Origin of the sequence: Halalkalibacter akibai JCM 9157 (genome assembly GCF_000513135.1) — a bacterium.
Lineage (GTDB): Bacteria > Bacillota > Bacilli > Bacillales > Bacillaceae_D > Halalkalibacter > Halalkalibacter akibai.
On sequence record NZ_BAUV01000032.1, the window covers coordinates 15,284 to 28,288 of the forward strand.

A 13,005-nucleotide genomic window follows, 5' to 3' on the forward strand; every position below is an offset into this window, starting at 1 on the left:
CTGCATCTGTTCGTTTTTTAACCATAGAATTATTACATAATGTGAAAGGTTGATAATATATGCCTGTCCATGAGTTTGGCATTATCGATGATTTTAACATTCGAAAAGATTATGGCTACTATGCTCCAAAAGAATATAAATGTATATCGGTTGATGATGATCTCATTCAAAATCTTTCAGAATCTTTAAAAATAATGAAGAGTTACTTCCATTCGTATGATAGATCAGAATTTGGTCTTACATATTGGGGAGTTACTATTATTCCCCCTGAATCCCTTTCATTGTTTTATGATGTGGTTGTATCTTCGCCACACTTCAAAAAGTCTGACGAACTAACAGATTTAGCAGCAAAAATTACTCAAGCAAAAGAAGAAAAGAAATATATGATACACTTTGGGATTTAAGCAATAGGCTTATTCAAGTAACGGGTGCGTTTCTGTAATAAGCAGAGACGCTTTTTTTTACTAACGGCAGAATAGTTAAGGAAGAATTAAGGGAATATAAAGATTTAGATAGTAACAAAGAGTTGTTTTATTGCGGAGGTGGAAGGTTTGTATTTTGCTTTAATAATCGGAGTTATCTTGATGTTTTTATCAATAATCTTTTGGAAGAGAGGAAATGACAACGAACCATTATTGTCTTCGGTTATTGATGCTTTTATTGGAATCTTTTCTGGATTTACCTTCCGCTCATTCTCAATTTTGATATTTATAATAGGCTTTCTAATTTTAGTTATTACTGGGCTATATATGATGGGTATTGTAACTATCTCATAAGTAATGTATAGATACTTTATTAAAGTATCGGGAGCGTTTCTGGAACAAGCAGAAACGCTTATTCCACTATTGGGCAGGTTAATTGAATAAAGACTTTCTATAAGATACATGATAAACCGATAAGAGTTTTTCTAAATTGTACAGAGGTGTGGTAAGTAATGAAATTAATTAATTTGTTTAATGTCATAATAACCACAATTTTATTATTTTGTTTTAGTATTAGTGTTGTAATTTCATATTTAAATTCATCTGAATTTTTCCCTGAGTTTATTTCGTTCTTAAAGTTGGTATTTCCCACCTTTATTATCGCAGGTCTAATAGCAGCGTTAGTATATAATAAGTTGAAAAGCAAAAGACAACTTCACTATTTTCAAAGTCTTTTGCTTTTCTCTTTACTTGGAATTTTAAGTAGCTCTTTTTATATGATTTTATTAAATATTCCTTTAGAGATACTTCATATTCATTTGCTAGGTGTTTATGGGGCTATTTTATTTTTTCATGTGCATTTATTATATAGCTGGATTAGTTTCTCAACTTCTATGACTAAAGGTTTTAGCAGGGTTATTTACTTTGTGTTTGTTCTGATAAATATCCTCGTCATTTACTTGTTCTTTTCTGTATCAATAGAAAAACCTATTCAAACATTTAATGATTTAAATGTACTTAAAGAAAACGTTCCTTTTGAAATTCAAACACCTAATCCGCCTGAAAATGTTACTTTGGATTTTGGGGATATAGAAAGAAGAGGCGGAAAAATAGAACGAATTACATTATATTACAAAGAGACTGAAAAGGAATTTTTTAGTTATGATGATAAAGATGAGCGGGGTTTTCTTTTGTTTATTGAAAAAGAGAATTTGCCTTACCAGTACAATGATTGGGAAAGAACATCAATCGATAATCGAACCGTGTATATAGAATATCCGTCAGATGATATTAATAATGCTATGGTAATGTGGCAGAGCGATAAATTTAGTTATTCTCTCATGGGAAGTGACATTGATTATCTGTTAGGGATTGCAAAAACAATAAAATAATTCTAATTTTTGTTCAACAAACGGGGGGTATTCCTTCAACAAGGGATGCTTAGACCCCTATCACAACCATGTTCCCCTCTTGAAACTTATACTATTATCAATATGAATATTAGTAAGGTAAAACTTATGAAAACACTAAATACTATAAAAAAACGAGTATAATCAGTATTACAGTCATTTTTTTTAGCTTCCTTAACTTTTTTATACGCAATTAGTGATGTAAGTCCAGTTAAAATAATAGTTCCAATGTAAAGTATTAATAGGGAAGCCGCCATATTTGCTGACATTCGATAAGGTCCTGTTAATCCAAACTTATAAAAATCTTGAAGTGTTCGCATATTTGGAGAAAAATAGTAAATTGTTAACGTAAGTGAACAGATAATAAAAGTCCAAATAACTAACTTATAAAAACTTTTTTTCTCTTTAAACATATCAAAAAGGAAATTCATCATTGTCCTCCATCTATAAGCTCAAAACCAATTTTATTTTCAAGAAGATTATAAACCATAACAACTTGAATAAATAATATTATTTGTACTCATACACTCTTTATTCTTAAACAAAAGGTGTGTTTCTACAACAGTGGCAGGAATGCCTTTTGACTTACAAAGCAGAATAAAAGCAGAATACTTCAAATAAGGGAGAATTGGTTAAATGCCTGATGAATTATCACAACTTGCTATTTCACCGTTATATATTTTTATGGTTATCGGAAGTATTTTATATTTAACTGTTTTAAGAAAAGAAAAAGGGTGTTTCTTAATTTTTTTTAGAGTTTGTGCAGTGCTTTATATTGTTATTTACCTAATAGCAATGTATATGTTCATATTTTAGTTTCAGTTAATTCTTATTAAACTAAAGGAGTGCGTTAGTTCAAGAAGGAAAGAAAATATTAGTAAAAAAGTATAGATGCAATATTTTATGTAATTCCATGACTTTCGTGTGATTATAAGTATAACTTAATATGATGTTGAACATTTATAAGTTTAAACAAAAGGGATAGAAATCTATCCCTTTTTATAATTTATGCTGACCACTAAAGACCTCTTTTTACAACAACAACGAATAAAATGTATCGGTAAAATAAACGTAGTTACTATAATTCAAAATCCATATTTTCAAACTGTTTAATAAGCCATCTCTCATTATTTTTAGCTATATATCTTCAGCTTCGATAATATGTTCAATCAACTCTTTTTTTGTTAACCTATTTAATTTTTTTCGTACATCAGCCTTATTTCTATCTGGTTTAATATGTTCAAAACCTTTTGGTTTTGATTTGATTTTATAAGATTTTTTACGTTCTTCTAACGCTTTCTTTCTAGCATATGTGTTGCTGTGGCTTTTATAGTAATTGTATAAATCTGCATTCCTTTTAACCGAATTAGAATGAATACCTTTCTTTTCTGAGTCAAGATTTTTTGTTTCTTCTGCGATGCTTTTATAGGTTATTTCTTTATTTTCTTTCCGTAGTTTATCAATCGCTGCTTTTCCAAGGAGGAGAGTGCGTTGATAGTTTTTATTATGCTTTTCTTCCAGCCGAGGGTGGTCTTTTTGATCATCAACTAAAGTGAAGGGTTGGGGCAAAATTCTCATCCTCCCTGTACTTTTCTATGGATTCGATTTCTTTTAATTCTTTTTTTATATTACGTTTCGCAACTTTACATTTGTTTGCTTCGAAGGTTATACCATGCTTCCTGTAATATTTCTCCCTTTGATCATAGAACTTCCATTCTCGTTCCAGCTCTTTCTTATTTTCAGGTTGAGGTACTTTTGCAGCACAACCCAAACATGCCATTTTTTTAGGGCAAATTTTATCAAGTGTACATAACCCACCTAATGTTTTATTTACAGTACCCACATTTTCTTTGTACTCTTTTAATTGTTCCTCTAATTCAATAGGAGTCCGCAGGACTACTTCTGCAATATCTATATCTCCAGCAAACGCAGTATGCAGTCCTTCTAATGATTCGCTCACCTGTGTTGCTGTGGGGCGACTGTAATATTTCGTGACAGTATAATCTTTCTGATGCAATAAAATTGCTACAATATCAACAGGTAATCCTTCTCCTTGAACAGCTTGAGTTGCGAAAGCGTGACGAAGTAAGTGTGTTTTTAAATACACTTTCTTTCCTTCCTGTGTTTCAAAAGCAATACCATGACATAAAAATTTTAAAATTGCACCCACTGCGCTTTTGTTCAAAGCACGATTTTTATACTGAAAAATATAGGGTTTATTCTTAAACAAATGTTTACGAGAGGAGCCATATTCTACTTTGGGAATATTGCCATTATAATGTTCTTTCAACATCTTAATTATCAATGAAACAATTTTCATTATGTCTTCTGTCACATAAAAATTTTCTAATTCGTCTCGACCTTTGGGAACTAATCGTAAAGTGTACCTAATCGTAGGCGGAGGTCCTTCGTTTTTTATTTTCACCATACAGTCAGATGTGTAGTTTATTTGTAGTAATTCATTTATACGAACACCTGATGTTGTGCACATTTCTAAGGTGAGAAGACCAAAGTGTACAGCAACATAAATTGGTTCTACATCAATTAACACACCCTGCACTATGTCTTGATTTATAGAGATATAAGAGTTCTGTGTTAGGACACCTGCATGTTGAGAGAAAAAAGGATGAACTGACCCCTTAGCGTCTTCCTCTATATAACCCCAATCCTTAAAGAATGACATAGCGCGATCTAATCTTTTCTGAGATGTATTTTTTTGAAGCTGCTTTAAAACACCTAATTTAGCCAATTCTAAAAACCATAATCCTTCGGGTTCAACGGTATCAGAAGTATCAATCTTTTCAGCTTTAATAAATTCTAGGAAAAATGGGACTTGTCTAGAATTCGTTGGAGTGAGTGCTTCAGGATGTGTCATATCAAAAGATTCCTTATCCCAAAGTCGGAAATACCAACACTCTCCAACTACGTCAGATTCCTCATAATTGAAATCTAAAGGGAGAGGAACACCTTCCTCTTGAACTTTTGAAACGGCATCATCAAAAGCTTGTTTAAGCCGTATTACTTGGTTAAATCGTAGATGCGCTTCTCCTCTGATTTCGGAAAACATATGAACCACTGCATCTGTCTCGGCTTTTCTTGTTCGTTCGCTTTCTTCTCTCCCTTTTTTATTAATTCTAAGGTCTTTCAATCTGAAAGAGGGTTCAGGAAGCAGATGCTTTTCAAAGTTAAGTCTAGTTGTTTCGTCAAACTTAGAACGAATAAAATGCTCTTGAGAATGCAGTGTAGCAAAATATTGACTAAGACAATCAGAACGGTATCTGATAGAGTGTGTTGCAAACTCTCCATTCGTATATTTAATAAGGTGTTCATCAGGAATGAAATCTTCCAACGATGTTAACCCAAAACTTTCAAAAGTATTTTTAAATAATGAATTTAATTGATATAATGAAGTTTCTATCGTTGCAACATCCTTGTTTTTAGCTAAAGAGATAATCATTCCAAAAGCTAGTTGATTTCTCCAAGGTGTTGTTAATATATTTCTAGCAAAGTAGTTGATATGTCTTTTTTCATCGGCTCGGTCTAAATAATATTGACCCTTCTCGTCTTTTAAAAGGAGGAGTTCGTCAGGAATCCCATCAGACAATTTTTCATACCATTCTGTTGTAGTTATCATCTATAATTCTCCAACTCCTCAAACAAGTCTGCTATATCTTGATCCTCCTGTATATCGTCCACGATAGTAGAAGGGATTTCGACAGTTTCAACTTGTTTCTTTTTTTGTTTCTTTCTTCTAGAGCTTCGTTCTTTTAGATACTCCTGTTCTTGCTTTTTCATACTATTTTGAAATACATCAATAGACTTCACAGCTTCTTCTTCGGTGAAGAAATGTTCATATACGCTCAACATCTCTTCTCCACTTCTCCACGCCATATAAACAACAAGTTCAGCCATTTTCTTTGCTAGTTCTCCCTCTGATTGAGCGGCTTCCTTAATCAATCTCATTCGATTTGTCACATACCAATGCCTTGCCTTATGAGGGTTAAGACTTAAACCTTCTCGTTTCATGGCTTTATTCCAGTGTCGATACCAAGAGTTGTGTGTAAGTGGAGTATTTCTTTGTGTGATAAATATTGGTGCCGAATCAGGAAGTTGGTCAAATGTAAGACCGAGAGGGTCTATTCCTTTACGTTCGGTATTTACATATCGTTTTAATAGAATGAGAGTGTCATCTGTAAATCTAATAAACTTTCTTCGAACCTTTTGACTCCCTTTATCTATAACTTGCGCTTCTAATTTATCTCTTCTTTGTCGATAAGCACCTATGGTCATCGTAATGATTTCTGAAGCCCTTGCTCCTGTCTCAAAAAGTAATCTTGCAATCACTTTCTCCCGCAAGTTCCAACGAACCTTATCTCCAGCTTTGTAAACTTGATAGGGTAGGTCTCTATCTGCAATAACAACAGGAATCCAATCTTCGTTTGTAATTTTAAAATAAGAATCAGTCCACCTACGGTGTGATTCATGAATAGGTTCTTCAGTTCCTGCAACTGCTGGCATTCTAGGTTTCCCTTCTCGCTCCCCAGTTTGTTTTAGGTCTTCACCTAAACTAGCGTGTATGTCAATCAATGGATTAGTTTTGTAGGGATAGATTTTTTTGCGAATCATAGTTTTATAAAATGTATTTGCAGCTGATATGAATTGATGGTATGAAGAAGGGCTATTTGCTGATTTCTCAACCGTTGAGTAATTATCCTTGATCACAACACTGCAATTCAATTCATCCCTTAAATAAGTATCAACAGCGTGTCTTACAACATCCGATTCACCGTCCCATTTAACGCGTTTCCCTTGATAGTTGCTGTATCTATCTAGCCATGTAAAAAAAGGAAGAAGGGCATTTAAATAGCTTCTTAGTGTACTCTCAGCTAATCTACTGTTTTGGTCATCGTAAAATATGATAAGAGGAGGGAACGGTTTATATTCTAAATCGAATATAAGCACTTCATATTTCCCCTTATTCATTTTAGGGCGGTTCTTATAAAAATAACTACTCACCATTTTATCTACCTCGCTAAAAAGGTTTTTCTAACCAACTAAAACTTGGAGCTTCCTGATTTGAATTTTCCGACCTGTTCCTACCTCTCTCAAAAGAGGCTTTTTTAGAATCAATTCTCTGAGGAAGGGATGTAGGAGACCAGCCTTTTGAAATAGCTTTTCTTATAAACCCTTCGGGGTTTTTTACTTTATTAGGGGATTGTTGCATGATTAACAATATCTCCAACGTTCTTTTTATTCCAACATAAGCTAAAATGTTAACCATTTGTTCAGTTGGTGAAGTTAATGTCACAGCTTCATACGCCAACTTAACTAATTCTTCTTCAGCCTCTTCATGTGATTCATCACTTATTTGCGGTTTGTCCTCTGCTTTTACAACAATTTTTGGCATAGAAACATCGGTTAAATCGCTTTCAATTATTCGCCAGCCTTCCTTGTGACTATTGCGGTATGCATTAGGAAACTTTCCTGCTCGTATCCAACGTTTGACTGTTTCTTCATGTTTACCGAAAAGAGAAGCGACTTCTCTTACTGTGTATTCTTTCATTTTCATCACCTACAGGAATGTTTGTTCGTGGAATACTTGTTCTTATTTTATAACAACATCATTGTAGCTGTAAATAATAATTTTCCAGTTTAGTTATGTTGTGGTAAATGTGGTCATTAAAGTGTCTTAAAATAAAAAAAGTACACCACTTTTATATAAGTGATGTACCAAATTATCAATATAATGTTCAACATCATATTCTATATCAGTGATGTCACTGTCTTAGAAAGATAAAATAGGAATAATGTTTACTGATACCTTAGGCTCCCGTAAAGCTACTAGGAGATCTTAGTAGCTTTATTTTCTTTTAATTTTACCAGTCCATTTTTTAAATCCACCTTGTAGGTGTGAAAGATCCTGGGCGCCACGCTTCTTTTTAAGAAACTGAGCCGCTTGTCTACTACGAGCGCCTGATTGGCAGTATAAGTAAACAGGTTGATCATTTCTCACTTCATTCATACGTTGTCGCATTTGGGACATGGGAATGTTGCGAGCGCCTAATATGTGACCACCATCGTATTCACGTGGTTCACGAACATCAATTAATTGAGCTTTACGATACCCTTTAATAAAGTCATCTTGTGACAACGTCTTTAGATACTTAGGGGTATAAAAGCGTTTAAATACTGTATAAGCTACAAAACCAAGTAAGATAAGCCATAAGTATACCATATGTTTAATCTCTACACTCCTTTACATTCGACCATCAGTCTTTATTATAATAGTCCTGTCCCAAATACGCAATAACTGTTCCTATGCAGTATACTTGGCTAAGTGTGGCTTGTTTGTTAAAATGACTAGGATAACAGTATGGAAAGAAGCGGTGTCAAATGAAGGAAACTTGGCGATTTATTGATTCAGGCGATTGTAGTCCTGCTTATAATATGGCTCTAGATGAAGCGTTATTAGATTGGCATAGTAAAGGGCTTATCCCACCAACTATTCGCTTTTATGGTTGGAATCCAGCTACTCTATCAATTGGTTATTTTCAGAAGGTAGAGAAAGAAATTAATTTAGACAAAGTGAAAGAATATGGTTTGGGTTTTGTAAGAAGGCCTACAGGTGGACGTGGCGTTTTACATGATAAAGAACTTACATATAGTGTAATTGTTTCTGAAAATCATCCTGAAATGCCAGCAACCGTAACGGAAGCTTATCGAGTGATCTCACAAGGAATATTAGAAGGATTTAAAGATGTGGGTTTAGATGCTTATTTTTCAATTCCGCGAACAGATGAAGAAAAAAGTGTACTTAAAAATCCTAGATCTGCCGTTTGCTTTGATGCACCGTCCTGGTACGAACTTGTCGTCGAAGGTAGAAAAGTGGCTGGAAGTGCTCAGACGAGACAAAAAGGAGTAATTTTGCAGCATGGTTCGATTATATTAGATATAGACGAGGATAAACTTTTTGATTTGTTCAAGTACTCTAGTGATCGAGTCAGACAACGCATGCAACAGAACTTCAAAAATAAAGCGGTGGCAATTAATGCCTTAAGAGATGAGCCATTATCTATGGGGGAAGCTAAAGTAGCTTTTAAAAGAGGGTTTGAAAAAGGATTAAATATAGACTTAGAACCCTATACACTTTCGGATGAGGAAGAAAGATTAGTTCAAGCAATTGTAAGAGATCGCTATGAAAATCCCGAGTGGAATTTCAGAAAATAAAAAAGGTGAGACAAAAGGTTATTATCCCCTTTGTCTCACCTTTTTACTAAGTTTCAAATTAAATTTATTTTGGTAAAATCTCTGCGAACTTCTTCTGTAGGTGTAAAGTCACAGGTCCGATGTCGAAAACGGTTGTTAGTTGCCCTTTAACAGCAGTGATAGGGGCGATCTCAACGGATGAACTTGTAATAAAAGCTTCATCTGCATGTTCAAGTACTTCAACTGGGAACGGTTCTTCTACTACAGAATAGTTATTTTCTTTAGCTAACTTAATAACCAACTGTCTTGTAATTCCGTTTAAGATAAGGTTGGTTGCTGGGTGTGTATACAACACATTGTCTTTTACTAAAAATAAGTTTGAGGAAGAGCCTTCTGTCATGATTCCATCTCGGTTCAGGATCGCTTCATGACAATGATGGTCCGCAGCCTCACGTTTAACTAATACATTCCCTAATAAGTTGATGGTCTTGATATCACAGCGTAGCCAACGAATATCATCTGTAAGCCATACTGTTAGACCTTTTTCTTGTGGAGTTGCTACATCTTTAGTCGCTTGCGTAAAAGCCGTTAACACTGGAGCAGATTGTCTCGTATACAAGTGATTTCTTGGTTCTACACCTCGTGTAATTTGAAAGTAGATAAGGCCGTTATCAATCGAATTTTTTTGTAGTAAGGACATTAATAGTTCAGATAATTGTTCATTAGACATTGGAAACGCGATATCTAGTTTTTCAGAACTTGAACGAAAACGATCTAGGTGCATCTCCATCGCAAAAGGTTGACCATTATAAATCTTGACAACCTCATAGATTCCATCTCCAAAATAATAGCCTCGATCATCAAAGTTAATAGATGCCTCTGACTTTGGGATTAATTGTTGGTCTAAAATTACATATTCCATTTTTAATTCCTCCAGCAATTTATATGTCACAGTAAAAGTATGGTTCTAGAATATCATATTCAGAAAGAAAATCCTGAAATTATTTTGTCAACTGTTATGTACTATGTACGGATGTGAATGGTGGTAAGGGATAGAACAATTTATTATTCTTGCAAGAGACAAATTGGTTCAAAATGTCGAAAAAAAGCGGATAATCTGCTATTAAACTCATTTATTCTTTCTTTTCTTATCCATTTCAAAGTTGACAAAAAAACTTAAATTGTTTCACTCTACTATATATGGTGTATTTTAAATAAAAGTGAGCACAATATATTGAATCTGTCCTGATGGTTGTGGTAAGATTACGCAAGACAATCATAAGTGCATGGACAACCATTATAAATTAGCAACTAGATTACTAGTATAGATAACCATGTGATTTTAGAGGAGGAAAAATGAATGGCGATGACGATGTCAAATGTATTACGCTAGATGTGGATCGATTAAATAAGGATATTGAACAGTTCCCACAAGTGCACCCGATTACGAGTGAGATGCACATTCAGAAAAAGGGAGTATCTAGATTAGTAATGCTAGATAGATACACATTCAAGGATACGGAAAAGAAAACATTAAAGACTGGTGACTTTGTCGTTTTAACGGTGAAAGATGATCCTAAGTTCCCGGCACGTGGTTACGGATTCGTTATTGAACTTAATCGCGATCATAATTCAGCGAAAGTTCTTGTTGATGAAGAATTTAGAGGAGTATTAGAAGGGGAAGAAGCAGAAAGTGGAATTGTAACTCGTTCATTAGACACGATTGAAAAGCCACTCGAGCTTTTTTATGAACAAATTGCAAAAAGAAATGCTACAGGACTCGCTTCTGTTGAAACAACAGTTGAAAAAAGACAAGAGGCATTCGAACAATTTTACGAGCAATTAGTTTCGATGAATTTTATACCAGCAGGACGTGTTCTTTATGGTGCAGGTGCTGAAACGGACGTTACATACTTCAATTGCTATGTGATGCCTTATGTAAAAGATTCAAGAGAAGGTATATCCGAACACCGTAAACAAGTAATGGAGATCATGAGCCGTGGTGGTGGAGTAGGGACGAATGGTTCTACGCTAAGACCACGTAACACTTTAGCTAGAGGAGTAAACGGAAAATCTTCTGGATCGGTTTCATGGCTTGATGATATTGCTAAATTAACTCATCTTGTTGAACAAGGTGGTTCTAGACGTGGAGCGCAGATGATCATGCTTGCTGATTGGCATCCTGATATTCTAGAATTTATCATTTCAAAAATGCAAAATCCACGAATCCTTAGGTTTTTGTTAGAAAATACAAATGATGAGCAAATCCAGAAGCTAGTAAAGGACAAGCTGTCATTCACACCTATGAATGCAGTTGAAGAATCTATGTACCAAGGAATTCTTAACTATAGAACGATTCCTGGACAAGGTGGCTTCGATGCAAAAGTTATCCGAGAAGCAGAAGAAAAGCTCCAAGTAGGAGGAACATACTCCGTTAATAACTCGGAATTCTTAACAGGTGCAAACATTTCGGTTTGTTTAACGAAAGAATTCATGGAAGCCGTTGAGAATGACGAGGAGTATGCTCTCCGATTCCCGGATGTTGAAAACTACAATGAAATGGAAATGGCTGAGTACAATGCTAAATGGCACGAAGTAGGTGATGTTCGTGAATGGCAGAAGCAAGGTCATTCTGTAAGAACGTATCGCATTATTAAAGCAAAGGAACTTTGGAACTTGATTAACATTTGCGCTACCTATAGTGCAGAGCCTGGAATTTTCTTTATAGATAATGCAAATGATAAAACAAATGCCAAGGCGTATGGACAAAGTGTTGTTGCCACAAATCCATGTGGGGAACAGCCATTAGCACCATTCTCGGTTTGTAATCTTGCGGCTATTAACCTTGCTGAAATGGCAGACAAAGAAACGAAGCAAATTGATTTCGATAAACTGAAGAAGACTGTTGAAGTTGGCGTGCGTATGCAAGACAATGTCATTGATGCAACACCATACTTCTTAGAAGAGAATACAAAGCAAGCAAAAGGTGAGCGCCGTGTTGGCCTAGGCGTAATGGGTCTACATGATTTACTCATTTATTGTGAATCCGTTTATGGATCAAAAGAAGGTAATCAGCTTGTTGATCAAGTATTTGAGACAATTGCGACTACTGCTTATCGAACAAGTATAGATTTAGCAAAAGAAAAAGGAAGTTTTCCATTTCTTATTGGCCAAACAGAAGAAGAGACGCAAGAGCTTAGACATGCTTTTATTAACACGGGTTATATGAAGCAAATGCCAGAAGATATAAGAGAAGGAATTTTACAATATGGAATTCGTAATTCGCACCTATTAACGGTTGCTCCTACTGGTAGTACAGGAACAATGGTTGGGGTATCGACTGGACTTGAGCCATATTTCTCATTCTCATATTTCCGTAGTGGACGTTTAGGGAAGTTCATTGAAGTAAAAGCCGAGATTGTCCAAGAGTACTTGGATGAAAATCCACATGTGGACGGAAACGAGCTACCTGAATGGTTTATTTCTACAATGGAACTTTCGCCAGAAGCCCATGCCGATGTGCAATGTATTATCCAACGTTGGGTAGATAGCTCATTATCTAAAACGGTAAACGCACCTCGTGGTTATACGGTTGAACAAGTTCAAGCTCTATATGAGCGCTTATATGCCGGTGGAGCAAAAGGTGGTACGGTCTATGTTGATGGAAGCCGTGACGCGCAAGTATTATCTCTTAAAGCAGAAGAAAATCGTTTTGATGAGGAATTAACAGATTCAAACCCTACGTCAGAGCAAAAAATTGTGTTAATTGATACGATATCTGATCTTAGATCAACTAATGTAACAATTGGTTCTGAGGTTGGAAACACATGTCCTGTTTGTCGTGAAGGTAAAGTAGAAGACCTAGGCGGCTGCAATACGTGTACAAGTTGTGGAGCTCAGTTAAAGTGTGGTTTATAATTTTACAAAGAAGCTGAAGGGAAAATATCCCCTCAGCTTTTTTTTTCTAT

The 13,005-nt window shown here is 35.0% G+C and carries 10 protein-coding genes; 4 read left to right on the plus strand and 6 right to left on the minus strand.

From position 1 onward, the window contains the following. The first annotated feature begins 59 nt into the window (after positions 1–59). Complete coding sequence (locus tag JCM9157_RS15790) at positions 60–404, plus strand: hypothetical protein (RefSeq protein ID WP_035666208.1); 345 nt, start codon at positions 60–62, stop codon at positions 402–404. 530 nt (positions 405–934) lie between these two features. Further along, positions 935–1,813 (plus strand): hypothetical protein, encoded by an 879-nt coding sequence (locus JCM9157_RS15800; protein ID WP_035666213.1) that lies wholly within the window; start codon positions 935–937, stop codon positions 1,811–1,813. A 1,155-nt stretch (positions 1,814–2,968) separates the two neighbouring features. Here JCM9157_RS15800 and JCM9157_RS15815 read toward each other — a convergent pair. The 5 genes from JCM9157_RS15815 to JCM9157_RS15835 all read right to left on the minus strand — a co-directional run bounded on the left by JCM9157_RS15815 (position 2,969) and on the right by JCM9157_RS15835 (position 8,066). Next, positions 2,969–3,409 (minus strand): hypothetical protein, encoded by a 441-nt coding sequence (locus JCM9157_RS15815; protein WP_148296898.1) that lies wholly within the window; start codon positions 3,407–3,409, stop codon positions 2,969–2,971. Next, positions 3,375–5,288 carry a site-specific integrase gene (locus tag JCM9157_RS15820; RefSeq protein ID WP_158318629.1) on the minus strand — a complete coding sequence of 638 codons (1,914 nt, stop codon included), beginning with the start codon at positions 5,286–5,288 and terminating at the stop codon, positions 3,375–3,377. Before JCM9157_RS15820 ends, JCM9157_RS15815 begins: the two co-directional genes overlap by 35 nt. A gap of 173 nt (positions 5,289–5,461) precedes the next feature. Further along, positions 5,462–6,793 carry a tyrosine-type recombinase/integrase gene (locus JCM9157_RS15825; protein ID WP_052013192.1) on the minus strand — a complete coding sequence of 444 codons (1,332 nt, stop codon included), beginning with the start codon at positions 6,791–6,793 and terminating at the stop codon, positions 5,462–5,464. Between the two features lie 70 nt (positions 6,794–6,863). Then, entirely contained in the window at positions 6,864–7,394 is a 531-nt protein-coding gene (locus JCM9157_RS15830) for a helix-turn-helix domain-containing protein (protein ID WP_035666223.1), read from the minus strand. A 297-nt stretch (positions 7,395–7,691) separates the two neighbouring features. Next, positions 7,692–8,066 carry a rhodanese-like domain-containing protein gene (locus JCM9157_RS15835; RefSeq protein ID WP_035666225.1) on the minus strand — a complete coding sequence of 125 codons (375 nt, stop codon included), beginning with the start codon at positions 8,064–8,066 and terminating at the stop codon, positions 7,692–7,694. A gap of 158 nt (positions 8,067–8,224) precedes the next feature. Here JCM9157_RS15835 and JCM9157_RS15840 point away from each other — a divergent pair, with 158 nt between their 5' ends. Next, positions 8,225–9,058 (plus strand): lipoate--protein ligase family protein, encoded by an 834-nt coding sequence (locus JCM9157_RS15840; protein WP_035666226.1) that lies wholly within the window; start codon positions 8,225–8,227, stop codon positions 9,056–9,058. Between the two features lie 64 nt (positions 9,059–9,122). Here the strand turns inward: JCM9157_RS15840 and dat are convergent, their stop codons facing one another. Beyond that, on the minus strand, positions 9,123–9,959 hold the full coding sequence (gene dat / locus JCM9157_RS15845) for a D-amino-acid transaminase (RefSeq protein ID WP_035666227.1): 837 nt from the start codon (positions 9,957–9,959) through the stop codon (positions 9,123–9,125). Between the two features lie 434 nt (positions 9,960–10,393). Here dat and JCM9157_RS15850 point away from each other — a divergent pair, with 434 nt between their 5' ends. Continuing rightward, positions 10,394–12,955, plus strand: coding sequence for a vitamin B12-dependent ribonucleotide reductase (locus JCM9157_RS15850; protein ID WP_035666228.1), 2,562 nt, complete (start codon positions 10,394–10,396; stop codon positions 12,953–12,955). Positions 12,956–13,005 lie beyond the last annotated feature (50 nt).